Origin of the sequence: Amycolatopsis sp. NPDC005232 (assembly GCF_040607795.1) — a bacterium.
Taxonomy (GTDB): domain Bacteria; phylum Actinomycetota; class Actinomycetes; order Mycobacteriales; family Pseudonocardiaceae; genus Amycolatopsis.
The window spans coordinates 35,331-58,401 of record NZ_JBEXHL010000005.1; the positions used below are offsets into that span (position 1 = coordinate 35,331).

The 23,071-nt window shown below is 71.3% G+C and carries 23 protein-coding genes and 1 pseudogene; 17 read left to right on the forward strand and 7 right to left on the reverse strand.

Annotated features, from left to right (window positions below):
• Positions 1-257 precede the first annotated feature (257 nt).
• The 4 genes and pseudogenes from ABZU76_RS11610 to ABZU76_RS11625 all read right to left on the reverse strand — a co-directional run.
• Positions 258-846 (reverse strand): annotated as a pseudogene (locus tag ABZU76_RS11610) (IS5 family transposase); the annotation flags it as partial.
• Positions 847-917: 71 nt separating this feature from the next.
• Positions 918-1,772: an aldolase/citrate lyase family protein gene (locus ABZU76_RS11615; protein ID WP_354867688.1), complete on the reverse strand. Its 855-nt coding sequence runs from the start codon at positions 1,770-1,772 to the stop codon at positions 918-920.
• Between the two features lie 36 nt (positions 1,773-1,808).
• Positions 1,809-2,576: an IclR family transcriptional regulator gene (locus ABZU76_RS11620; RefSeq protein ID WP_354867690.1), complete on the reverse strand. Its 768-nt coding sequence runs from the start codon at positions 2,574-2,576 to the stop codon at positions 1,809-1,811.
• A 148-nt stretch (positions 2,577-2,724) separates the two neighbouring features.
• On the reverse strand, positions 2,725-4,128 hold the full coding sequence (locus tag ABZU76_RS11625) for an MmgE/PrpD family protein (protein WP_354867692.1): 1,404 nt from the start codon (positions 4,126-4,128) through the stop codon (positions 2,725-2,727).
• 335 nt (positions 4,129-4,463) lie between these two features.
• Here ABZU76_RS11625 and ABZU76_RS11630 point away from each other — a divergent pair, with 335 nt between their 5' ends.
• From ABZU76_RS11630 to ABZU76_RS11700, 15 genes are all read left to right on the forward strand, one after another.
• Entirely contained in the window at positions 4,464-5,702 is a 1,239-nt protein-coding gene (locus ABZU76_RS11630) for an ABC transporter substrate-binding protein (protein ID WP_354867695.1), read from the forward strand.
• A complete protein-coding gene (locus ABZU76_RS11635; protein WP_354867697.1) occupies positions 5,699-6,733 on the forward strand; it encodes a branched-chain amino acid ABC transporter permease in 1,035 nt (344 codons plus the stop codon). Before ABZU76_RS11630 ends, ABZU76_RS11635 begins: the two co-directional genes overlap by 4 nt.
• The gene (locus ABZU76_RS11640) at positions 6,730-7,773 is read left to right on the forward strand and encodes a branched-chain amino acid ABC transporter permease (protein WP_354867699.1); all 1,044 of its coding nucleotides are present in this window, start codon (positions 6,730-6,732) and stop codon (positions 7,771-7,773) included. Before ABZU76_RS11635 ends, ABZU76_RS11640 begins: the two co-directional genes overlap by 4 nt.
• Positions 7,770-8,501: an ABC transporter ATP-binding protein gene (locus ABZU76_RS11645; RefSeq protein ID WP_354867701.1), complete on the forward strand. Its 732-nt coding sequence runs from the start codon at positions 7,770-7,772 to the stop codon at positions 8,499-8,501. The genes ABZU76_RS11640 and ABZU76_RS11645 overlap by 4 nt, the downstream gene beginning before the upstream one ends.
• Positions 8,494-9,195 carry an ABC transporter ATP-binding protein gene (locus ABZU76_RS11650; protein WP_354867703.1) on the forward strand — a complete coding sequence of 234 codons (702 nt, stop codon included), beginning with the start codon at positions 8,494-8,496 and terminating at the stop codon, positions 9,193-9,195. The genes ABZU76_RS11645 and ABZU76_RS11650 overlap by 8 nt, the downstream gene beginning before the upstream one ends.
• Positions 9,192-10,622 (forward strand): MmgE/PrpD family protein, encoded by a 1,431-nt coding sequence (locus ABZU76_RS11655; RefSeq protein WP_354867705.1) that lies wholly within the window; start codon positions 9,192-9,194, stop codon positions 10,620-10,622. The genes ABZU76_RS11650 and ABZU76_RS11655 overlap by 4 nt, the downstream gene beginning before the upstream one ends.
• A 47-nt stretch (positions 10,623-10,669) precedes the next feature.
• Complete coding sequence (locus ABZU76_RS11660) at positions 10,670-11,308, forward strand: aspartate/glutamate racemase family protein (protein WP_354867707.1); 639 nt, start codon at positions 10,670-10,672, stop codon at positions 11,306-11,308.
• Complete coding sequence (locus ABZU76_RS11665; RefSeq protein ID WP_354867709.1) at positions 11,305-12,696, forward strand: FAD-binding protein; 1,392 nt, start codon at positions 11,305-11,307, stop codon at positions 12,694-12,696. Before ABZU76_RS11660 ends, ABZU76_RS11665 begins: the two co-directional genes overlap by 4 nt.
• Positions 12,693-13,223 carry a hypothetical protein gene (locus ABZU76_RS11670; RefSeq protein ID WP_354867711.1) on the forward strand — a complete coding sequence of 177 codons (531 nt, stop codon included), beginning with the start codon at positions 12,693-12,695 and terminating at the stop codon, positions 13,221-13,223. The genes ABZU76_RS11665 and ABZU76_RS11670 overlap by 4 nt, the downstream gene beginning before the upstream one ends.
• Positions 13,220-13,579 carry an EthD domain-containing protein gene (locus tag ABZU76_RS11675; RefSeq protein ID WP_220241905.1) on the forward strand — a complete coding sequence of 120 codons (360 nt, stop codon included), beginning with the start codon at positions 13,220-13,222 and terminating at the stop codon, positions 13,577-13,579. The genes ABZU76_RS11670 and ABZU76_RS11675 overlap by 4 nt, the downstream gene beginning before the upstream one ends.
• On the forward strand, positions 13,576-14,316 hold the full coding sequence (locus tag ABZU76_RS11680) for a hypothetical protein (RefSeq protein WP_354867713.1): 741 nt from the start codon (positions 13,576-13,578) through the stop codon (positions 14,314-14,316). The genes ABZU76_RS11675 and ABZU76_RS11680 overlap by 4 nt, the downstream gene beginning before the upstream one ends.
• Positions 14,313-15,296, forward strand: coding sequence for an LLM class flavin-dependent oxidoreductase (locus ABZU76_RS11685; protein WP_354867716.1), 984 nt, complete (start codon positions 14,313-14,315; stop codon positions 15,294-15,296). Before ABZU76_RS11680 ends, ABZU76_RS11685 begins: the two co-directional genes overlap by 4 nt.
• A gap of 69 nt (positions 15,297-15,365) precedes the next feature.
• Positions 15,366-16,730 (forward strand): MmgE/PrpD family protein, encoded by a 1,365-nt coding sequence (locus tag ABZU76_RS11690; protein ID WP_354867718.1) that lies wholly within the window; start codon positions 15,366-15,368, stop codon positions 16,728-16,730.
• A gap of 41 nt (positions 16,731-16,771) precedes the next feature.
• On the forward strand, positions 16,772-18,136 hold the full coding sequence (locus ABZU76_RS11695) for an MmgE/PrpD family protein (protein WP_354867721.1): 1,365 nt from the start codon (positions 16,772-16,774) through the stop codon (positions 18,134-18,136).
• Positions 18,126-19,523, forward strand: coding sequence for an MmgE/PrpD family protein (locus ABZU76_RS11700; RefSeq protein WP_354867724.1), 1,398 nt, complete (start codon positions 18,126-18,128; stop codon positions 19,521-19,523). Before ABZU76_RS11695 ends, ABZU76_RS11700 begins: the two co-directional genes overlap by 11 nt.
• Before the next feature lie 24 nt (positions 19,524-19,547).
• On the opposite strand, the gene ABZU76_RS11705 is transcribed toward ABZU76_RS11700, so the two are convergent.
• Together ABZU76_RS11705 and ABZU76_RS11710 are read right to left on the reverse strand one after the other, a co-directional pair.
• Positions 19,548-20,738: a cation:proton antiporter gene (locus tag ABZU76_RS11705; RefSeq protein WP_354867727.1), complete on the reverse strand. Its 1,191-nt coding sequence runs from the start codon at positions 20,736-20,738 to the stop codon at positions 19,548-19,550.
• Positions 20,738-21,220 carry a cation:proton antiporter regulatory subunit gene (locus ABZU76_RS11710; RefSeq protein WP_220241898.1) on the reverse strand — a complete coding sequence of 161 codons (483 nt, stop codon included), beginning with the start codon at positions 21,218-21,220 and terminating at the stop codon, positions 20,738-20,740. Before ABZU76_RS11710 ends, ABZU76_RS11705 begins: the two co-directional genes overlap by 1 nt.
• A gap of 180 nt (positions 21,221-21,400) precedes the next feature.
• Between ABZU76_RS11710 and ABZU76_RS11715 the strand changes: the two genes are divergently transcribed.
• Positions 21,401-22,297, forward strand: a complete 897-nt coding sequence (locus tag ABZU76_RS11715) for an alpha/beta hydrolase (protein WP_354867730.1) — start codon at positions 21,401-21,403, stop codon at positions 22,295-22,297.
• Between the two features lie 44 nt (positions 22,298-22,341).
• Here the strand turns inward: ABZU76_RS11715 and ABZU76_RS11720 are convergent, their stop codons facing one another.
• Positions 22,342-22,710 carry a DUF4267 domain-containing protein gene (locus ABZU76_RS11720; protein WP_220241896.1) on the reverse strand — a complete coding sequence of 123 codons (369 nt, stop codon included), beginning with the start codon at positions 22,708-22,710 and terminating at the stop codon, positions 22,342-22,344.
• Between the two features lie 162 nt (positions 22,711-22,872).
• On the opposite strand from ABZU76_RS11720, the gene ABZU76_RS11725 reads away from it, so the two are divergent.
• Positions 22,873-23,031 (forward strand): hypothetical protein, encoded by a 159-nt coding sequence (locus ABZU76_RS11725; protein WP_354867733.1) that lies wholly within the window; start codon positions 22,873-22,875, stop codon positions 23,029-23,031.
• Positions 23,032-23,071 lie beyond the last annotated feature (40 nt).

The following is a 23,071-nucleotide window of genomic DNA, read 5'->3' on the forward strand; positions in this document are numbered from 1 at the left end:
GGCGGCCTCACCGATGGCTGATCACTTCCCGACGAGAGTGCTCGTTCATCCCCGTCGATGGTGCCGTCAGCAACGCGGCCGCAGCCTCCTCCAGGAGATCGATCTCCCTCGTGGTGACGGGGGCCCCGTGCCGACCCGAGGACGTGCTCCGCGCTCAGAAGCTCACCAGTCACCCCCACCCAACGACACAGAGCTACCGATGTATCCCCAACGAGTGAATGGATGCGTTGGACCTGGTCGCAGAGCTCGATCTTTATGAGCCGGCGGACGTTGATCACGGTGCAGGCCGGCGTGAGTAGCGCCGGCGTGGTGCGTTCGGTCCGGTCGTAGCGCAGCCCGAGGCGTTTGAACCGCAGCGGCTCGAACAGCATGCTGTCGTGGGTGTTTGCCGCCGACAACATGATGTGCAGCGGTAGCCCGTTCGCGTCGCACAGAACGTGGTACTTGGAGCCGGCTTTACCCCGGTCAGTGGGGCTGCGGCCGGTCAGCTCGCCCCCTTTTCGACCGCACCGACACCGCGTCGATGCAGCCTCTGGTCCAGTCGAGCTCGTCGATGTTGGACAGCTCGTCGAGCACGAGCTGGTGCAGCCGGTCCCACACGCCGGCGTCCTGCCACTCACGTAACCGCCGCCATGCGGTGTGCCCGGAACCGCATTCGAGCTGCTCGGGTAGGTCTCGCCAGCGGCAGCCGGTGTCGAGCACGAACAAGATCCCCTCTAGCGCGGCACGGTCATCGATCCGGGGCCGTCCACCCGGACCGCCCGGCGCTGGTCGGGACGGGATCAGGGGTTCGATCAGCTCCCAGAGCCGGTCTTCGACCCGCCGCTGCTGCGTCGTCTTCGCCACGACTGCCCACGATCGACGACCAGGACCGGCAGGTTACGCAGTGACACACCCTTGAGTATTGAGACCAGGTCTCAGTCATCCCGACGGCGGGCGAGCGTCTCCCGGGCCGATCTGATCACGGCTGCGTCGATCAACCGTCCCGCGGCGTCCAGCGTCACGCCGCCCTGGGCCGCCGAGAACCGATCGAGGACGTCACGCGCCGCGGCCACCGCCTCGGCGGTGGGGGCCAGCACCTCGTGGATCACGGCGACCTGGGTGGGATGGATGGCGGTTCGTGAGCGGAAGCCGAGGTCGGCCAGCTCCCGGGTCGTTTGCCGGAAGGCGTCGAGGTCGCGAAAGTCGACCGACGTGGGCGCGACCGGTGCGGCGAGGCCCGCGGCGGCGCAGTGGAGCACGACCTGGAGTCTGAGCTGGGTGATCGCGTCGGCGGTCGCGGTGGTGCGGGCGATCCGGAGGGCGGCGAGCAGGTCCACCTCGCCCAGGCCGAGTGTCGTGAGGCGGGGATGGGCGGCGAGCTCGCCGAGGGCAAGCACCGAAGCCGCGTCCTCGACCAGCCCGACGACGGGAACCGGGGGCAGGTCCTGCTCGGCTTCGGCTTCGTCGAGCCGCGCGGCGAGCTCGCTCATGGACATGGGGGAGCACTTGGCCAGCACGATGCCGTCGAGGCCAGGACGGACGACGGCTTCGAGATCATCGGCGAGCCGATCCGCGTCGACCCGGACCCAGGTCTGGGCGCCGGCCCCGGCTCCCGGGGCCCGGCGGTCCCGGCCCAGCCAGGCGGCGACCGCGCCGCGGGCCGCGCTCTTCTCGGCGACCGGCACCGCGTCCTCGAGGTCCAGGATGACGGCGTCGGCCGCCCCGGTCGAGGCCTTGGCGAACAGCGACGGGCGTGAGGCGGGAACGTAGAGGAACGAGCGGGGCAGCACGGTGTCTCCTGCTGGGCTGTCGGGTCAGGGGCTGGGTCAGCCGCGCAGACGCTGGGTGATGGCGCGCGACGCCTCGACCACAAGCGCCGCGTGCTCCTCGTGGTCCTCGATCGCGTAGCGGAAGGCCGGACCGGAGGAGCTTATGGAGCCCATCACGTTGCCGGCCGAGTCGAAGAACGGTGCGGCGATGGAGGCGGCGCCGGTGTTGCGCTCGTTGATGGACGTGGCATATCCGTGCTCGCGTACCCGGTCCAGGCCGTCGCGGTAGGCGTTCTCGTCCAGACCGGCGCGCCGTGCGAGCAGCTGGCGGACCGCCTCGTCGATGAGGGAGAGCGGGAGGAAGGCGAGGATCGCGCGACTCGAAGCACCGGAGTGCAGGGGGTAACGAGGCCCGATCTCGATGACCATCTTCACCTCCTCGGGAGATTCGAACTGGTCGAGGTAGATCCGCTCGTTGCCGACGAGCACCGAGAGGGTCGTGGTTTCCCGGGTGGTGTCTCGCAGCCGACGAAGGATCGGCGAGGCGATGCTGCGCACGTCGATCTGGCTCCACGCCCGCGCCGAGAGACCCAGCGCTGCCGGTCCGAGCACATAGGACGACCCACCGGGCACCACCTTGGCCAGTGAGCGGGAAACCAGGGACTGCAGGATCCGGTGGACGACGGCCTTGCTGAGCGACAGGTCACGGGCGATCTGGGATACCCCGAGCGGACTGTCGGACCGCGCGAAGAGGAGGAGGACGTCGGCGACCCGGTCCGCGGCCTCGGTACCGCCCGGAGTCTCGACCGTCCGTTCGCGAACCACAGGATCCCCTTTTCTTCCGGACAAGTTCGGCCTCACGAAACGAGGCAAGGTCGGCGCAGATCACGTTCGCCCGTCAGATCCGCGGATCGCGCCCCCGGCGCGATACCCGAGGGGCCCGGGGGCCGGCCGGTGCGGCCGGGGTCGATTTTCACGACGGCCGTCGTACGTCGAGCGTGCGCAGCACGAGGCCGAACGGGATCGGGCCGTCCTGGCCGAGAGAGGCCACGGCCGCGAGCACTGCCCGCGCCCCGCTCTCACCGACGGCGTCGGTCAGCAGCGTCGCGGCCTTTTGACCGACCACCGGGTCGTCGACCGCGTCAGGCCCGTCACCGCGGGGGGCGCCGTCGCGTGACGCGGTGAGCTGGGTGCCGTCGGTGAACCGCACGGTGACCGTGGCCGGGCGCCCCGCCGGATACCCGGCGTCGAGGGTCCGGTCGTGCTCCACCCGCACCCGAGCCGCCAGATCCCGCACCGCGGTGACGCGGAGGGTGCCGGACTCGAACGCGTGGGTCCGCAGTGTGCCCAGGACCAGACCGGCGGCCACGCTCCACGGGATGCTGAACCGGGCGGCCATCTCACTGCGGGGCAACACGTTGTCGAACGCGGCCGCCGCGGCGTAGGTGCGGACCGTGACCGCGGCGATCTCTTCGGGTCGGTAAGGACGGGTCGCGAGGTCCTCGACGGCATCGTTGACGCCGTGCAGCAGGGCGCAGGTGGGGTGGCGCTTGAGGTACCCCTGGGTAATGGTCCAGTCGCCGGCGGAGACCAGTGCGATCAGCCGCTCGGAGAATCCTTCCTGGTCGGCCGCGACCCAGCGGGCGAAGTGGCGTTCCAGCGTTCCCGGCTGCGCCCGGAGGCCCGCCGCGGCCGCCTGGCCGTGGATGACTGCGGTCTGTGCCGCGCAGGCGAGGTAGAGGTTCTGGCTGGTCCAGCCGTCGAAGACGCCCGGCGCGTCGGGCACCGTGGTCAGTGAGGCACACGAGTCGATGGCCCCGGCAATGGTCTCCGCGTCGCCACCGCTGAGCACGTGGGCAACGCCGGTCGCGGCCCCGAGCGTCGCCCAGGTCCCGATGTCGTGGACCCCGGCCGGGGTCCCGCCCATCGCGAGGCCGATCCGCACGCCCGTCTCGTAGCCGGCCAGCACGGCCGACAGCGTCGCCGGGCCATCGGCGCCGCAGGCCTCGGCGGCAGCGAGAACGGCCGGCACCACGTGGGACGCCGGATGGCCGCGAGCGCGCCGGTGCCCGTCCTGGAGCTGCTCGCGCGCGACCGGCATCGCGTTGAGGAATGCCGCCTGGGCCGGTGGGAAACCCGTCCGGTGGCCCAGCACGCTGCTGGGGCCGGCACCGATCGCGTAGGTGGCCTGGAGAACCGCGATGTCGGGCCGGCCCAGACCGGCGGCCGCCGTGGCCACCACGTCGGCGACGAGCGCCCGTACCCGGTGCCGGACCGCGTCCGGGGCCGCGGGCTCGCGGATACTTGCCGCGAAGGTGCCCAGGCGCGCGGCGAGGCCGGCGCCGGCTGTCGGCACGGGCGGTGACGCGCTCTCCACGGGGATCTCCTCGATAGCCGGGGCACAGGCGCGCGGCGGGCGCCGCACGCGGGACGGGCGCGGCCGGCCGCCACCGCCGGAAGCCACTGTAACAACTGCGTTTCTGTAGACGGAACGAGTCTGGCTGCCGTCCCGTCGGGAGTCAATGCCCAGGCGAAACCTGCGCTCTGGCCGGAGTGCGGCTCTTCGGTCGCGAAGTGCACGTGACCTCAATCATCGATGTACCACTTGACGTGAGTACGACCACATGCCACAGTCAGCGGAACTTGACGGGGGCGTTCCGATTAGCGGAACGATCACAGCGCCACTCTTCATCAAGATCAGGAGTCATCAGGATGCGTACAAGATCCTTCGTGAAGCTGGTCGCCGCGGTCGGCTCCGGGGCCGTCCTCCTCGCCGGCTGTGCGGGCGGCGGCAGCGGCGGCTCGAGCGGGGACGCCAAGGTCATCAAGATCGGCACGCTGCACCCCCTCTCGGGTGCCAACGCGGGCGACGGAACCCAGCTCGAGAACGGCGTGAAGCTCGGTATCAAGGCCATCAACGACGCCGGCGGCATCAAAGCGCTCGGTGGCGCCAAGCTCGAGCTGGACGGGGGCGACACCAAGGGCACGCCGGACACCGGCCAGAGCGAGGCCCAGCGCCTCGTCGGTGACGGCGTCGTCGCCCTGGTCGGCACCTACCAGAGCGCCGTGAGCGCCAATGTCGCCGCCGTCGCCGAGCGCAACAAGGTCCCCTTCGTCATGGACGTCTCGGGCGACGACGCGATCCTCTCGCACGGCTACAAATACTCGTTCCGCATGCAGCCGCAGAACTCGCGGTTCGGCACGACCGCGGCCCAGTACGTCAAGGCCATCTCCGAGGCGGCGAATCGCCCGGTCACCAAGGTCGCCTACCTGCACGAGGCCACGGCGTTCGGCACCGGGGTCTACCAGGCGTTCAAGGCCGAGGCCCAGAAGAGCGGCCTCCAGATGGGTCCGGAGATCACCTATGACGCGGCCAGCGTCTCCGATCTGACCACCCAGATCGCCCAGGTCAAGGCGAGCGGCGCGAACGTCCTCGTCGTCTCGGGCTACTACCGCGACGGCGTCCTCGCCGCGAAGGCGATCCAGACGGTCAAGCCGGCCCTCGATGCCGTGGTCGGCGCAGCCGACGGTGCGTTCGACCAGCCGCAGTTCCCGACCGACGCCGGTTCGGCTTCCCAGGGGTACTTCGACGTGAACTACCACTTCGACGACAAGAGCGCCGACGCGAAGGCGTTCACCGCCCTGTACAAGTCGACCTACAAAGACGAGGCGCGCACCGGCGCGGCCCTCGCCTACGACTCGGTTCGTGTCATCGCAGCAGCGCTCGAGAAGGCCGGCTCGACGGACGCGTCGAAGGTCCGCGACGCCATCGCACAGACCAGCCTGACGCCGCTGACTCTCTCCGACGGCCCGATCAAGTTCAGCGACAAGGGCGAGAACTCCACCTCGCTGCCCGTGCTGACCCAGGTCCAGAACGGTGCTCCGGTCGTGGTCTATCCGAAGTCCGCTGCGGTCAAGAGCCCCGTCTACCCCGCGAACCCGGGCCAGTGACCGGCCAGACGAAAGCCGGAGGGGCGGTTCCGTCGAAGGACGGGACCGCTCTCCGGGGCGGTAGCCGCGCCGCGTCGCGGCTGAGCCTGCGCCATTCGACGCCGCTGATCGTGACGGGCGCGTTGCTGGTCGTTCTCTTCATCGCCGCGCTGCTGCGCTCGGGCAGCATGGGCATCACCGGCCAGGCGCTGCTCACCGGCATCATTTCCGGCGGTGTCTACAGCCTGCTCGCGATGGGCCTCACCCTCGTCTTCGGCGTACTCGACATCGTCAACTTCGCGCACGGCGCCTTCCTCGCCGTTGGTCTCTACGTCACTTACGAGGTGGCGCACCAGGCCGGGCTGAACCCCTACATCGCCCTCCCGGTCGCGATCCTCGGGCTCTTCGTGCTCGGCGTCCTGATCCAGCTCCTGCTCCTCAACCGCACGATGGGCGGCACGCTCGAGCGCCAGCTGCTGATCACCCTCGGCCTGTCGCTGCTGATCAGCAATGTCCTCCTGCTGGTCTTCGGCGGCGACCCGCTGTCGGCGAACCTGAAGAGCGACCCCGGCGTGCACGTGTTCGGCGCCGTCGCCAACCTGTCCCGGGTCATCGCCCTCGGCGGCGCCCTGGTCCTGGCCGTGCTGGTCTTCGTGCTGCTCGAGCGCACCTCGTTCGGCCGGGCGATCCGCGCTGTCGCCGCCAGCCGGCAGGGGGCGGGACTGGTCGGCATCGACGTGCGGCTCGTCTACGCGGTCACCTTCGGCCTGGGCACCGCCTGTGCCGGAGCGGCCGGCATGCTCATCGCGCCGTTCACCACGATCACCCCGACCGCCGGCGACCAGTTCAACATCCTCGCCTTCGTCGTCGTCGTGATGGGCGGGCTGGGCAACGTGATGGGCGCCGTCATCAGCGGTGTGATCGTCGGCCTCGTCGAGCAGCTGGGCGGTGTCGCGATCGCCGGTCAGAGCCCCCTGCTGGGCGTGTTCATCCTGTTCCTGCTCATCCTGCTGATCCGTCCGCAGGGCATCTTCGGAGCCGCGTCATCATGACCATCACCACCGAGACGCGACCGGGATCAGCGGCGGTCCAGAATCGCCGCCAGTCGATCCAGCGGTCCGTGATCATCCTGGTCGTCATCACCGTCCTGGCCGCCTTCGCTCCTGCACTCCTGCCCGAGTCGAGCCAGACCATCGCGGTCCGGGTGCTGATCTTCGCGATCATGGCGATCGGCTGGAACCTGATGAGCGGCTACGGTGGCATGTTCAGCTTCGGGCACGCGGCGTTCTTCGGCATCGGCGCGTACACCGACGTCTACCTCCTGGTGCACTTCGGCTGGTCGCCGTGGATCGCGCTGTTCGTCGGAGCGATGCTGGCGGCACTCGTGGCCATCTGCATCGGCTACCTCGCCTTCCGCTACAAGCTGCGCAGTGCCTACTTCGCGCTCGCCACGTTCGCCTTCGCCGAGATGCTGCGGTTGCTCGCGACCAACACCAGCTGGGTCAACGGCACCACCGGGTTCCACGTCCCGCTGCTGCCCGACAACTCGTGGTCGATGCTGCAGTTCGCCGCCAACGCGCCGCAGTACTACTACATCGGCCTCGCGCTGGTCGTGATCTGCCTGCTGATCACGATGTTCTACCTTCGGTCGCGCACCGGCATCCACACGGTCGCCGTGCGCGACAACGAGGACGCGGCCGACGCGCTGGGCGTCAACGTCATGCGGGTCAAGCTGACCACGATGGCGCTCTCCGCGGCGATCACGTCCGTCGCCGGCATGTTCTACGCGCAGTACTTCATGTTCGTCGATCCCGACATCGCGTTCGGCCAGGCCCAGTCGGTCCAGGCCATCGCCCCGGCGGTCATCGGCGGCGTCGCCACCCTGTGGGGCCCGCTCGTCGGCGCACTGATCCTCGGCCCGCTCTCGGACCTGACGGCCGGCTGGCTGCGCAACCCGCCCACTTTCCTGGAATTCCTCTCAGGCCGGGGCGGGCTGGACGTGGTGCTCTACTCGATCCTGCTGATCGTGATCGCCCTCGTCCTGCCCAAAGGCATCGTCGGATCGATCCGCGATTGGTGGAAGCGTCGATGAGCACCGCTCTCGAAGTACGCGACGTGAGCAAGTCCTTCCGTGGCGTCCATGCACTCAGTGAGGTCGAGATCGACGTCGCCGAAGGTTCGATCGTCGGCATCATCGGGCCGAACGGTGCGGGCAAGACGACGTTCTTCAACGTCATCGCCGGCGCACTGCGGCCGGACACCGGCCATGTGAAGCTCTTCGGCAAGGACGTGAGCGGGATGTCGCCGCACCGGATCTCGCGGCTCGGCATGGCGCGAACGTTCCAGCTGATGCGTCCGTTCGGCTCCATGACGGTCCGGGAGAACGTCGTCGCGGCAGCACTGTCGCGGGGCGGCAATCACCGCAGCGCCCATCACCACGCGCACGAGGTCATCGAAGCGACCGGCATGGCGGCCTGGGCGGACGTGGTGTCCGACTCCCTGCACACAGCTGCGCTGAAGCGGCTCGAGCTGGCCCGGGTGCTCGCCACCCGTCCGCGGCTGCTGCTGCTCGACGAGGTCCTGGCCGGCCTCGTGCCCGCCGAACGGGCGCCCGTCGTCGAACTGCTCGCCCGCCTGCGTGAGTCGGAGGGCCTGACGCTCGTGTTCGTCGAACACATCATGCAGGCCGTCATGCAGCTCTCCGACTCCGTCGTCGTCTTCGACCGCGGACGGGTGATCGCCTCGGGCGAGCCCGCGGAAGTGGTCGCGGACCCGACGGTCGTGGAGGCCTACCTCGGACAGGAGCTGCCCGGTGCTTGAGCTCGACAACATCGCCGCCGGCTACGGCAAGCTGCAGATCCTCCACGACATGAGCCTGCGGGTCAGGCCGGGGGAACTGGTCTCCGTCGTCGGCGCCAACGGTGCCGGCAAGACCACCACGCTCCGCGTGATCAGCGGACTGATCAGTGCGCTCTCCGGTGCGGTCACCTACGAAGGCGAGTCGCTGACCGGGCTGCGGCCGCACCAGATCGTGCGGCGCGGGATCGTGCAGGTGTCCGAGGATCGCGACCTCTTCGGCCCCATGAGCGTCGAGGAGAACCTCGTCCTGGGCGCGTGGACGCGCCGCGGCGTGCGGATGGCGCAGGAGCTGGAGCGGGTCTTCGAGCTGTTCCCGATCCTGGCCGAGCGCCGCAAGCAGGCGGCCCAGAGCATGAGCGGCGGCCAGCAGCAGATGCTCGCCATCGGCCGGGCCCTCATGGCGAAGCCGCGGCTGCTGATGCTCGACGAACCGTCGACCGGCCTCTCGCCGAAGCTGACCTGGGACGTGCTGAAGGCCGTCGCGGCCATCCGCGACACGGGTGTCTCGGTTCTCCTGATCGAGCAGAACGCCGCTCAGGCGCTCTCGATCTCCGACCGGGCCTACGTGCTCGAGAGCGGCACCATCGCGCTCGAAGGCCCGGGCAAGGAGCTGGCCGGCGACGAGCGGGTCAAGAAGGCCTACCTCGGCCTGTGAACGAAACGACGGAGAAGGTGGGGAAGACGGTTACCGTTGATCCCGGTACGGATCGAGCGAACGAAGTCGGGCTCGACCCGGATCAGCAGGCGGCGCTCGAGGCCCTCGACCGGCTCGCCGGCTGGGCCGGCGCGCTGAGGTGGGACGCCGTGCCCGAGAACGTGCGAGAGCGGCTGCGTCTGGTCCTGCTCGACACCTTCGGAGTCACGTTCCTGGGTGCTCGGCTTCCCGAGCGCGCCGCACTCGTGGACGCCTGGGCGCCCTCACCCGGACCGGTACCGGTCTTCGGGACCGGGGTCGAGACCACGGTCGAGGCCGCGGCCTGGCTCAACGCCACGGCGCTGGTGAGCCTGGAGATGGACGAGGGCAACAAGTTCGCGGCCGGCCACCCCGCCGCGCACGGCTTCCCGGCGGTCCTGGCACTCGCCTGCGCGCTCGACACGGACGGTCCGGCCACCGCGACGGCCCTGCTCGTCGCCTACGAGGTCGCCGCGCGGTACGGCCGCGCCAGCCGCGGCGCGCCGGGTCTGCACCCGCACGGCAACTGGGGCGTCACCGGCGCAGCCGCGGGCTGCGCCAAGCTGCTCGGTCTCGACACCGCGGGGATCGCCGCCGCCGTCGACACCGCGAGTGGCATGCCGATCGCCGGGCCCTTCTCCGCGGCACTCGACGGCAACGTGGTGCGCAACGAGTGGATGGGCGCCAGCAACGTGGCCGGGCTCGCCGCCGCGCGGTTGGCCAAGGCCGGGCTCGCGCACGCCACCGGCATCGCCGCCCACAGCCTGGGCGGGTTGCTCGGCACGTTCGACCCGGTCGCCCTGGTCGAGCAGCTCGGCCTGCGCTGGGACATCGGGCTCGGCTACTTCAAACGGCACGCCTCGTGCGCCTTCACCCACCCCAGCGCGGATGCCACCCTCGTGTTGCGAGAACAACTGCACCGGGACGGGCTCGCCGACCGCGACATCACCCGGGTGCGGGTCACGACGTACTCGATGGCGGCGGCGCTCGGCCGCACCCGATGGAGCAACCGGCTGGCCGCCATGTTCTCGATTCCCTACGTGGTGACGACCGCCCTGCTCGATGGCCGCGTCGCTCCCGACGGCTTCGACCGCTCGCGGGAGGACCGGTTCGCCGCACTGGCCGAGCGGGTCGAGGTCGTCTCGGGCACCGAGTTCGACGCCCGCCTGCCCGACGCCCGCGGCGCGGCCGTCGAGCTGACGCTGACCGACGGCCGGGTCCTGCGGCACGAGGTCGCCAACCCGGTCGGCGACGCCGCCCACGAGCCCTTCGACCACGAGCGGACTCTCATGCTGCTGCGTGACCTGCTGGGCGATGAGGCGGCGCTCCAGCGGGCGGTCGACTGCGCCGCCGCACTGCCCGAGGCGAGGGGCGTGCGAGACGTCCTGCGTGTGCTCGCCACTCCGTGATCCTCACCTGCCGCACCCTGCCCGTCCTCGAGGAGGAGCCACCACCCATGCGGATCTTCGCGACCACACCCCTGCACGTCGGCGTCGAGGAACTGGCGCGGCGACAACAACGTTACGACGCCATCAGTCCGGCCGGGGTGACCGTCGAACTGCACGATCTGGCGCAGGGTGCGCCCGAGCAGCTCGACAACGCCGAGGACATCGCACGTTCGGACGACTACGTCCACCGGGCCCTCGCCGCCGCCCCCGCGGGGTACGACGTCCTGATGGCCGACTGCGTGCTCGACCCCGCGGTCGCCCGGCTGCAAGAGGAGACCGACCGTCCGGTGGTCGGCATCCTCAAGCTCAACCTCGCCCTCGCGGCCGCGCTCGCGGCGCCGATGGGCGCGGTGGTCCGCAACGAGGCCATCGCCGCCGAGATGCGCCGGGTCGCGGCCGCGTACGGCTGGGAGCGGTGGCTCGGGCAGATCGAGATCCTCGACCTGCCCTTCGACTCGATCAGTGACGGGCCGGGGTGGCAGCAGCGCCTCGACGAGGCGGCCGAGGTGCTGGCCGCGAAGGGGGCCCGCACGCTGCTCAACGGCTGCTCCGCCGTCGACGTCGATCCAGAGCACCCCTCGGCGGTGCCGGTGTTCGACCCCGTGCTGCGCGCCCTCGAACTGGTCGCGGCGGGAGCGGGCCGATGAGCGCACAGGGACCCGACCTCGTCGTCGCGGGCGCCGGCGGTGGGCTCATCGCTGCCCTTCGCGCCGCCCAGCTCGGCCTCGACGTCCTCGTGGTCGAGGCGAGCGAGCACTTCCTTCGCGGCAACAACACGTCGATGTGCACGGCGATGGTGCCGGGCGTGAACAGCCGCTGGCAGCGGGAGCAGGGGATCGAGGACTCGGTCGAGGTGTTCGCCGGCGACGTCGACCGCAAGACCAAGGGCAGCGGCGACCAGCGGCTCGCCCGGGCGCTGGCCGCCGTCAGCGGCGAGCTGGTCGAGTGGCTGGCCGACGAGGCCGGCCTGGAGATCTCGCTGATGACCGACATGCACTACCCGGGGCATTCCGTGGACCGCTGCCACACCATCCCCGAGCGGCACGGCGCCGTGCTCATCGACCACCTGGCCCGGCAGGCGCGGGCCCACCCGCGGATCGATTTCCTGGTGCCGGCCCGGCTCACCGAGGTCGAGCTGGACGCCGAGGGCCGGGTCGCCGCGGTCGTGGTCACCGACCCGAACGCCGACGAGGAGCGCATCGAGACCCCGGCCGTCCTGCTCGCCACCAACGGTTACGGTGCCGATCACGAGCTGGTCGCCGAGCACATGCCGGAGATCGCCACGGCCACCTACCACGGCAGCGAAACGTCGCGCGGCGATGCGCTCCGGATCGGCTCCCGGCTGGGCGCCGCGACCGACTTCCTGGACGCCTATCAGGGCCACGGAGCGCTGGCGGCGAAGTCCTCGACGCTGCTGGGCTGGGCCACGATCATGCACGGCGCCGTCATGCTGGACACCACGGGCCGCCGCTTCGCCAAGGAGACCACCGGCTACTCCGAATTCGGCCCCTCCCTGGCGGCCCGGCCGGAGGCGACCGGCTGGGTCGTGTTCGACCGCCGGGTGCACGAACTGTGCATGCCGTTCACGGACTTCCGGCAGACCGTCGAGTCCGGCGCCGAAGTGTGGGCCGACGACGCGCGGGCGCTCGCCGTCGCGACGGGCCTGCCCGAAGATGCCCTCACCGCCGAGCTCGACGAGTCCGCGCGGGCGGCGCGAGGCGAGATCCCCGACCGGTTCGACCGCGACTACGAGGCACCGCTCGAGCCGCCGTACGCCGCGGTGAAGGTGGTGCCGGCTCTCTTCCACACCCAGGGCGGCCTGGTCGTGGACGGGTCGGCGCGTGTCGTCGACGGCGACGACCGGCCCATTCCCGGCCTCTACGCCTCAGGTGGGGCGGCCGCCGGGATTTCGGGGCACGGCGCCTCGGGCTACCTGGCAGGCAACGGCCTCCTGCCCGCCTTCGGACTGGCCTACCTCGCCGCCACGGCCGTGGCGGCGGAACACCGCGCCGCGGGCTCGGACACCACGGCATGACCGACGAGGCGGCCGCCCGGTCCCGGGCGCTGGACTTCGTCCGGCACGAGGCCGGATTCGCCCAGCTGGTCACCCTCGGCGCGGGCGGCGCCCTGGTCGGACGGACCACCAGCGCGTTCCTGACCGACGACTGGGCCGTCGAACTGGTGCAGCGCCGGACCCACCGCAGAGTCGAGCAGCTCCGCCACGACGACCGGGTGCTGGCGGTCTGGGGTGGCACGCCGGCCGACGACTCGGTCAACGACTCGCCGTGGACCTTCGACCTCGGCCTGACGATCCCGCGGGTGGTCTTCGTCCGCGGCGTCGCGCGGCCGCTGGACGCGAAGGCCACCTGGGAGGTCTACGACCGGCACACGACGCGGCTGCGGGCCGCGGGCCACACGAAGGCGCCGTTGCGGGACCGGGCCGACCTCGACGCCAACTTCGCCGGAGTGCGGATCGAACCACGCCGGGTCCGGCTCGAGGGCTTCGGGACGGGCGCGCAGGCGTTCAGCTGGAGCAACACACCACGGAGGACAGACACGTGATCAAGGCGATCCTGGGGTACGACATCGTCGAGGGCGTGAGCGAGCAGGAGTACGAGCGCTGGCTTTTCGACGTGCACGCACCCGACCTGCTCGCCAACCCGAACCTCGACCGGATCGTGTTCAACAAGGTGCTTCGTCCGGTGACGACGGCGTCGGGAGGGACAGCCGCGGTTCCGCCGAGCATGATGTTCTACCGGATCGCGGAGATGCACTTCGCGGACGAGGCGGCGTATCAGGCCTACCGCGACTGGTTCGCGGACAACCCGCTGCCCGCCGAGCGGGGACCGGGCGGTCGGACGGACTTCCGGTTCTACCTCATCACCGACAGCGTCACCGTGGACAGGAACCGGTCGTGACCCACGCGGGCATCCTCACCCCACCGGCGCCAGGGCTCACCGGTGAGCTCGCGCGGGCCGCGCACGCGGTCTACGCGCTGGAGGCCGCGGCGCCGATCACGGTCGGCGAGCTGCGCACGCTCTCCGCCGGAGCACCCGAGGGTGTGCTGGCGTCCTGGGCCGAGGAGATCGCGACGGCCGGCGGCTTCCCTCTGCTCGGCACCGGCCTCGTCGCGCCCACCTATCCGGCGTTGCTGTGGAACGGAGCCCGGCTCGACAGTGCGCGCCCCGACCTCGACTGGGCTCCGCTGCTGGCCGCCCTGGCGGCCGCGGACGCGGCCTCGGCCGGCCTCGACCGCGTCGCGCGCGCGGTCGCCGCCGGCAGCTGCGTGCGCAGCCTCGCCGCGGGTCTCCTGACCGACGACTCTCCGGCGGCCGCCTTGCCGACCCTCGCGACGCTCTGCGCCGCGACGGCCGCGGCGTTCGCCGGACCTGCGGAGGGCGAGGGGCTGGAACGGGTTCTGGACCTGGCGGCCAGTCTCACCGTGCTCACTCCCGGCCCGGAGCGGCGTGCTTCCTCGCCCCTGTGGGCAGGGCACGGTGCGGCTTCGGGCTGGCTCGCCGCCACCCTCCCCGCCGAGGTGGCCACGCCGATGTCGGGCAGCGTCGCGCATACGTTGTCGGTGGCGGCCGGTCACGCGGTACCGGCAGCCGGTGCCACCGGCACGGTCGCGGACCTGCTGGAGTCGATCCGGTGAGCGGCGCAGAGCCGAGGCTCCTGCTGAACCTCGCCCGGCCGCGCGGCGTGCTCGACCACCTCGCCGCGGCGAGAACCGCGCTGGGCGACGGCGTCGACGGTGTCGGGTTCGCGGACAGCCCACGGCTGTTCCCGGACCCGTTCCTGGCGGCCGGCCAGGTGCTGACCCGCACCACGGCCGCCTTGTCCGGGCCGTGCGTGATGGGGCTCGGGCTGCACCATCCAAGCGTCGTCGCCCAAGCCCTCGCGACGCTTGCGGGCCAGCACCCCGGCCGGACGTTGCTGGCGGTCGCACGGGGCGAGAGCTCGCTGCGCAACGAGGGGCTCCCGATCCCGTCGCTCTCTTCCTATCGCGTCCTGCTGGAGCAGCTTCGCGCTCGACTCGACGAGCTGTCGGCCCAGCTGCCCGGCGGGTTCGGGCCGGTGCTCGGCGCCGCGTCCGGCCCACGGACCATCGAGCAGACCAGCGCGACCCTCGGTGGGGTGCTGCTCGACGTGGGCGTCGAGCCTGCCGTGATCGAACGCGCCGTCGGTATCGCGCGGGCCCGGCGCCCCGACGTCCGCTGCTGGCTGTTCCTGCGCGCGGTGGTGACCGACACCGACGACGAAGCGGCAGCAGCCGCGGCCCCGATCTTGGGCTCCTGCGCCGCACGGATCACCAAGTCGCCCGACTGGTACGGCATCGCGCCGGAGCTCGTCGCCCGGGTCGCCGCGGTGGCCTCGGCCCACGACTACCGCCGCCACGGCACCTCGGAGTCCGCGGGCGCCCGCGACGCCGACCCGGAGATCGACTCGCTGATCCGTGACCGATTCGTGCTGACCGGCGACCCCGCGGCCCTCGCCGCCCGGCTGCGGCCCCTTGCCACTCTGGGCATCGAGGGGGTCGTCATCGCCGGTGCCACTGCGGGCGTCGAGCGCCGGCTGGCGCAGACGGCCGGCGCGCTGCGGGCAGGGCTGGCGACGGCCCAGCCGGCGAGCTGACGTGCGCCGGTGGGTCTCGTACCGGCACTGCGGACCGACCGCGAGCAACCCGAGCAAGAAGGAGCGATGATGGAGACCTTGGACCTGGATGTCGATGCGCTCGGCGAGTTCGCCTCGACGCCCGCGGCAGCGATTCCCGCGCAGATCTGGGATTTCGGCCGGCTGTTGCTGCTGGACTCGCTGGGCGCCCTGCTCGGCGGACTGCGTTACCCGGCCGTGCACGGCCTCGGTGCCCTGCTCGGCGCCGAAGCCGCCGACGAGTCCGCCCCGTTCGGGCGGCTGACGACGCTCGGCGCGGCGGCCACCTGGCTCGACGCCGACTCGGGCGGGTCGTTCCACCCGGCCGGCGGCCGCATCCCGCCGGTACCGACCGCACACCCGGCGCCCCACGTGCTGCCGGCGCTGCTGCACGCACTGAGCCGCCAGGGTGTGGACGACGTGGTCGCCGTCCGCGCGTTCGTGCTGGGCTGCGAGGTGGGGCTGCGCTTCGGGGCCGGCACTTCACTGCGCCCCGGTCTGCACCCGCACGGTATCCACGGCCCCATCGGGGCCGCGGTCGCGGCGTCGGCCCTGACCGGCGCCGACGCGCCCACCACCGCCCGGGCCATCGAGCTGGCCGGCTCACTGCCACTGGCCGCCACGCTGGCCGTGCCGATGCAGGGCGGCACGGTGCGCAACGTCTGGACCGGGCTCGGCTCCTACTACGGCGCGCTCGCCGCCCGGCTGGCCGCCGCCGGCCACGAGGCCGACCCGGGGCTGCTCGCCACGCTCTACGGGGGCGTGGTCACCACCGAGGCGGATGTCGAGGAGATCGGCGGCGGGCTCGGCCACCGCTGGCGGGTCGCGGACAGCTATCTCAAGCCCTACGCCTGCGCCCGCTGGGTCCACCCGGCACTGGACGCGCTGCGGGAGGCACTCGTGCGCGCCGGCTCGCCGAAGCCGGCCTCCATCACCGAAATCGTGATCGAGACGTTCGCCTTCGCCGCCTCACTCGACAGCCTCGGCAGCGAGTCCGACCTGCACGCACGGTTTTCGGTGCCGCGCTGCGCGGCGTCCGTCGTCGTCGACGGGCACCTGGACGCCGGCGGCTTCCTGCCCGGGCAGTTCGAGCGGCTCGACGTCGTGGACCTGGCCGCCAAGGTCCGGTTGGTCGAGGTGGCGGAGTACACCGGCGCGCTCCCGGCCGAGCGGCCGGCGCGGGTCACCGTCGTCTCCGCGGACTCTTCGGGGACCGCGGAGGTGCGCAACGCGCGGGGCAACCCGAGCGATCCGCTCTCCGTCGACGAGATCGTGGCGAAGTTCCGTGGCAACGTCGGGCCGTTTCTTCCCGGCGACGTGCTCGACCCGGTGGTACAGGCCCTGACGACCGCGGACCTGCTCCCGGACGGCAGGAGCCTGCAGGCCCTCGCCGACGCGATCGCCCACCGGCTCTGATCCGTCCCGGCCGTTTCCGATCGACCGAAGGAGATGTTGCGATGACACTGGAGAGAGCGGCCGAGTGGGTCGGCGGGCTCGGCTACGAGGACCTTCCGGAGGAAGTCGTCGAGCAGGCCGTCCGCATCGTCTCGGACACCGTCGCAGCAGGCCTCGGCGCCGGCGCCGAGAAAGAGGTGGCCGGTGCGGCGCGGGCAGCACTGGCCATCGGAGGCCCTGGCGCCGCAACGGTGCTGGCGACCGGGGAGGGCACGACGTCCTATGCGGCCGCGCTGCTCAACGGCCAGGCGTTCGTCACCTACGAGCTCGACGAAGGCAACCAGTGGGCGACGAACCACCCCTCGGCGCATGTGCTGCCCGCCGTCCTCGCCACCGCCGAGGAGCTGGGCAGCAGCGGCCGGGAGTTCCTGGTGGCCTTCGTCGCTGCCTACGAGACGGCTGCGCGGGCCGGGCTTGCGCTGACGCTCCGAGCCCCGGTCCACCCCTTCGGCACCGCCATGGTCGTCGGAGCCGCCGCCGGCGTCGCCCGGCTGCGGGGGTTCTCAGTCGCCGAGATCATCGAAGCCGTTCGCGTGGCGGCGGCGATGACCCCCGCTTCGACGCAGCGGGCGGCCAACATGGGGGCCACCGTGCGCAATCTGCTGACCGGCGTGTCGTCGGCCGCGGGTGTGCTGGGCGCGCACGCCGCCCGCGGCGGCGTCACCGGTGAGACGCAGGCCTTGGAAACCGTCTACGGCCAGGTGCTCGGCGAGCACTTCGAGCCCTCCGTGCTCGGCGATGGTCTCGGACAGCGGTGGCTGATCCTGGAGAACTACTTCAAGCTGCACGCCTGCAGCCGCTGGAACCACGCTCCCATCGAGGCCATGGGCAAGCTCGTGGCCCGCACCGGCGTGACGAGCGCCGACATCGAGCAGGTCACCGTCTTCACTTACGCCCCCGCGACGCGCCTCGACGAGACGGCCCCGGCGAACGGGTTCGCCGGCAAGCACTCCATTCCCTACAACGTGGCGGTACAGGCTGTGCTCGGCCACAACGGGATGGAGGCCTACCGGGGAGACGTCGTGGCGGATGACGAGGTTCGCGCCCTGGCCTCGCGGATACGGGTCGTCGAGGACCCGGACTACACCCGGGTGCAGCCGGCCGTCCGCACCGCACGCGTGGAAGTGCTCACCACCGACGGGCGACGTCTGTCCGAAGTGGAGGATCGTGCCCCCGGCGGCTTCGACAACCCCTATCCGGCGGCGGTCCTCGACGCGAAGTTCGACCAGCTGGTGAACCACGGCAGGTCGGCCGAACTCGTGCACCCGCTGCGAGAGTGGCTGGGTGCGCTCCCGGCCCACCCCAACCTCGGCGGCCTCGCCCGCCTGCTCCGGCCGGCAGGAGGGACGGACTCCGATGGTGAGTGACGGTTCGACGAACGGCGGGCCGACCGAGGCGTCTGCGGACGTCGTCGGACAGCTGGCTCGGGCGGTGGCCACCACGACCTGGGACACCGTTCCGGCGGCCGCGCAGGTCAGTGCGCTCGACCTCCTGCTCGACTCGGTCGCCGTCATGGCCGCCGGCTCCGCCCATCCGGACATGCGGGCGCTGCGCGGCTCCGTCGCGCCGGTCGCGGGACCGAGCACCGTGTTCGGGGAGAGCCGTGGCGCAGGCGTCCAGGACGCCGTGCTGCTGAACGGTGCCACGATCTCGGTGCTCCAGCGGCAGGACGGCTACTCGAGGATGAAGGGGCACCCCGCCATCCAGGTCGCCGCCGTCCTGCTGGGCCTCGGCGAGGAACGACAGGTGGGAGCTCTTGAGTTCCTCAACGCGTTCGTCGGTGGTTACGAGCTGGCGGCTCGCATCGGGCTCGGCATCGGGGGCGTGCCCGGCCACCTCCACGACATCGGCAACTGGGTGACCGTCGGCGCCGCCGGAGCGGCGACCTCGCTGGTGAGCGGGGCCGATGACCGAGCGGTCGCGGCCGGCATCGACGGCGCCGCCTCGCTCGGTCTCCACTTCGACCGCTGGACCACCACGTCCGGCGCCACGCTCCACCATCTCTACCCCGCGACGGCCTGCACGACAGCGCTCAACGTGGCCCGCGGAGCCGCGGCCGGTCTCACAGCGCGGCCCGGGGCCTTGAGCTCGTTCTACGGGCCGTTCCTGGCCGAGGACTTCCACGCCGAGGCGATGCTCGACGGTGTCGCGGACGGGACCTGGGCGAGCTATGAGATCGTGAACGGCTACTTCAAGCTCCACCCCTCGTGTGCGCACTTGCACGGCGTGAACGACGCGGTGTCCGCCCTGCTGGCGGAGGAGCGCTTCGGCGAGGACGACGTACGCCGGGTCGACGTGCGGATCTTCGACGAGGGCATGGCGATCGACTGCGCCGAGCCGAAGAACGACCTGGATGCCCGGTTCAGCGCTCGGGCCACGGTGGCCGCGGCCATCCGGTTCGGCGCGCTCGACGACGAAGGTTTGCTGGACCTCGGCACCCTCCGGCCACTGATGGACCGGATCAGCGTCTCGCACGACCCCGAACTCGACGCGCACAAGCCCACCGGTCGGGCCGGCACAGTGCGCGTCGAGCTCGGCAACGGCCGTGTCGTCTCCCGCACGGTCATCCACCCGCGTGGTACGCCCGAAGTCCCTGTGACCGATGAGGAGCGGCTGGCCAAGGCAACGAGCCTTCTGAGCCGCGTCTACGGTGCCGCCGGCGCCGAGCGGGTCAGGGAAGAGATCTACGCACTGCCCCGCGCCAAGTCCCTGCACACGCTGACCGAGAGCCTGCGTACGACACAGACGCCGTAAGGCGTCATAGGTGCTGAGCGCGGCTCACGCGGGTGCTTCGCTGTGCTGGGTCCGGGGTTTCCGTTGCACAGCCTTGGCGACCGGCTCCACGATCCGGGCCGCCGTGGGGCCGAGGATCGCCATGAGCAGGACGTATGCGGTGGCCAGGGCGGCGAGCTCGCCGTCGACCGCGCCGGCGGTGACGGCGAGCCCGGCGATCACGATGGAGAATTCGCCGCGTGCCACCAGGGCCGCGCCGGCGCGGGCGCGGCCCAGTTTGCCGATGCCCTGTCTTCGCGCGGCCCACCAGCCCGTGCCGACCTTGGTCAGCGTGGTCACCGCGGCCAGCACCACGGCCCAGCCGAGCACCGGCGGGATCGACGCAGGGTCGGTGTTCAGGCCGAACACCACGAAGAACACCGCCGCGAACAGGTCGCGCAGGGGTTCGAGCAGGCGCGTGGCGTTGTGGGCCGTCGAGCCGGAGACGGCGATGCCGAGCAGGAACGCGCCGACGGCGGCCGAGACCTGCATCGCCGAGGCGAGGCCCGCCACGAGCAGCGCGGCGCCGAGGATCTTGAGCAGGAACACCTCGCGGTCGTCGCTGTCCACGATGGCGGAGACGTAGCGGCCGAACTTCAGCGCGATCACCAGCACCACGGTGATCACCATGAGTGAGATGCCGACCGCTTCGAGGCCGCCGAGGAAGCTGACGCCGCCGAGGATCGCCGTGAGGATCGGCAGGTACAGGGCCATCACGAGGTCCTCGAACACCAGGATCGACAGCACCACCGGCGTTTCGCGGTTACCGAGGCGGCCGAGGTCGCCGAGCACCTTCGCGACGATGCCGGACGACGAGATGTACGTGACACCCGCCATCACGATCGCGCCGATCGGGCCCCAGCCCAGCAGCAGCGCCACGGCCGCGCCGGGCAGCCCGTTGAGCACGATGTCGAGCACGCCCGCCGTCCACGAGCGGCGCAGGCCCGTGAACAGCTCCGCCGCCGAGTACTCCAGCCCCAGCAGCAGGAGCAGCAGCACCACACCGATCTCGCTGGCCAGGTGCGTGAAGTCGCCGATGTCGGCGAGCGGGATCAGGCCGCCGGAGCCGAAGCACAGGCCGCCGAGCAGGTACAGCGGGATGGGGGAGAGCCCGATCCGGCCGGCGACCCTGCCCAGCACGCCGAGCACGAAGAAGACCCCGCCGAGTTCGATCAGGGACAGCGCGGTGTGGTCCATCAGCCTTGCTTGAGGATCTTGGCGGCAGCGTCCAGACCTTCGGACGTCCCGACCGCGACGAGCAGGTCGCCCGCGGTGAAGGTGAAGTCGGGCGTCGGTGACGGGTGCACCTGGCCCGCGCGCGCCACCGCGACCACCGACACGCTGGTGCGGGTGCGCATCGCCGTGTCGCCGAGCGTGCGGCCGTCGAACGGCCCGTCCTCGGTGATCGGCAGCTGGCGCGTGTGGATGCCGGGTAGCTCGCGGTGCTCTTCGGTCAGCTGCGCGACGAGCTGCGGCGCGCCGAGCAGGTTGGCCAGCGCGCCGGCCTCGTCCGCGGTGAGCGGCAGCGAGGCGAGGCAGGCGTCGAGGTCGTCGGCTTTGGACACGATCAGCTCGATCTTGCCGTCCCGCTGGGTCACGACACCGATGCGCCGTCCCGCACGCGTGGCGAAGTCCTTCCGGACACCGATTCCGGGCAGGGGGGTCACTTCCACGTTCACACCGGCCACGGTAACCCATTGTCCGATTCGCGAGGCTCAGGCGAGCTTCGGCAGCCGAGTGGTCACGACCACCGCGCGCGTCGCCGACCGTGGCGGCCCGGTGAAATTCCCGGCTCGCAGGAGGTCTGGAGCACCACGGTCGTGCTCGCCTAGGGTTCCCCGTGGTGGGAGGAGGCCACGATGGCCGAGTTCGCGCGGGACCGCGTCACCGCCAACGGGATCACGTTCGAGTACCTCGAGGCCGGCGAGGGCCCGCTCGCGTTGTGCATGCACGGGTTCCCGGACACGCCGTTCACCTACCGGCACCTGCTGCCCGCGCTCGCCGCGGCCGGGTTCCACGCGGTCGCGCCGTTCGTGCGCGGGTTCGCGCCGACGGAACTGCCGCCGCTGCGCCACTTCGTGCACTCCAGCGTGATGGTCGCCGACCAGATCGCGCTCACGCGCGCGCTCGGCGGCGGTCCGGACGCGCTGCTGGTGGCGCACGACTGGGGCGCGGTCGGGGCGTGGGGCGCGCTCGGGCGCGCTCCCGAGCTGTGGGGGCGCGCGGTGATCCTCAACATCCCGCCCTTCGAGATCTTCGGCGAGAACCTGGGCACCTACGCGCAGATCAAGCGCAGCTTCTACTTCTGGTACTTCCAGATGCAGCGGGTGATCGAGGACCGGATCCGCCAGGACGACTTCGCCTTCATCCGCGACATCTGGGGCGACTGGTCGCCCGGCTACTCGGCCGACGAGGACCTGGGCTACCTGCGTGCCGCGCTCGCCGATCCCGACCACCTTCACGCCGCGCTGGGTTACTACTGGGGCCAGTTCGACCCGACGCGCTTCGGCACGCCCGAGTGGGTGGCCGAGCAGGCCGCCGCGTGGGGTGGCAGCGCGCCCCAGCCGCTGCTCTACCTGCACGGCACCACCGACGGCTGCCACGGGATGACCGCGGCCCAGGTCGAGCGGGTGAAGGAGTTCGGCGGGCCCGGCTCCGAGTCGGAGCTGATCGAGGGGGTCGGCCACTTCATGCTCGTCGAGCGGTCGAAGGAGCTCAACGACCGCATCAGCGGCTGGCTGAACCGCACCGGCTGACCGGCCTCGCCACGTGCGGTGGCGCAGCCCCGCGGTGCTGCGGGTCAGGAGAGCTCGAGCAGGAGCGTAGCCACGACCATCACGGCCGCCGTCGCGCCGTGGACGGAGAACGCGATCGCCCGGCTTCCCTTGTGGCGCAGGATGATCAGCATGTCGCCCACGGGGATGAACGCCTCGGCGAGCAGGATCCAGCCGAGGACGTGCGGGCCGCCCGCGAGCATCGCCGCGCCCACCACCAGCCCGGACGCGATGTCGCGCACGCCCTTGATGTGGAAGAACGCCGTCGTGCCGGTCGGGATCGTGGCGAGGCCGAAGCCGGCGGCGGTCTTCTCCGGAGCCAGCAGGTAGCTCAGTCCCACGTAGATGATGCCGATCGCGACGATTCCGGCGATGACGTAGGCGGTGACGATCACAGGGCCCTCCAGTGAATCTAGCGGTGCTAGGAACACTGACAACGCTAACTTGTGGACGCTAGTTTGTCTAGCAGTGCTAGAGTCGCTGCTCGCGAACCAGCGACTGCGCAAGGAGCGCGATCGAGCGGACCGGGAACAGACGCCTTCGCGAAGCTGCTCGCGGTGATCGAACCGGTGGTGGGGGACCAGCATCGGGGAACGCTGGCCGAGGTGTTCTGGGGTGCTTTGCACGGCCTGGTCACCCTCGATCGCGGGCACCGGCTGAGCCCGGGTCACCGGGAAGAGCGGCTGGCCGTGCTGATGTCGCGCTTCGGCGGCTGAGCGGCCCGCCGGACCCGTTGCCGGACCCCAGCGAACAGCC